The sequence below is a fragment of the Oleiphilus sp. HI0086 genome, assembly GCF_001635225.1.
The window spans coordinates 1-465 of record NZ_LWFZ01000477.1; the positions used below are offsets into that span (position 1 = coordinate 1).

Genomic DNA, 465 nt, shown 5'->3' on the forward strand with positions numbered 1-465 from the left:
CGAGCGACCAGTTCTTTACCTGTTCCTGATTCGCCATTGATCAGAACCGTTATATTTGACTGTGATAAGCGGCCGATAGCGCGAAACACTTCCTGCATCGCTGGAGCTTTACCAATGATTTCAGTATTTTCTTCATTGAGCTCCGGTGCATCAGGCATATTCTGTGCTTTTTGCTCTTGGGAGTGAGCAATGGCGCGTTTGATTAGTGCGACGGCATCATCTAGATCGAAGGGTTTGGGTAGGTAGTCGAAAGCGCCACTCTGATAGGAGGAAACAGCGCTGTCCAAGTCGGAATGAGCGGTCATAATAATGACCGGAACTGCCGGTACGCCACGATGNAAGTNATTAGNTTGAATCTTTTCAAGTAGTGCAAGCCCATCAATGCCAGGCATGCGAATATCACTGATAAACGCATCAGGGCGCTCGCTAGAAAGTCGCTCTACTACACCTTCACCGCTTTCAAAA

Annotated in this window: 1 protein-coding gene; it reads right to left on the reverse strand. The window is 48.1% G+C overall.

Translation table 11 applies throughout. The annotated features are described in order from the left end of the window. On the reverse strand, window positions 1–465 hold a 465-nt coding region (locus A3756_RS05890; protein ID WP_156490304.1), incomplete at both ends, for a response regulator.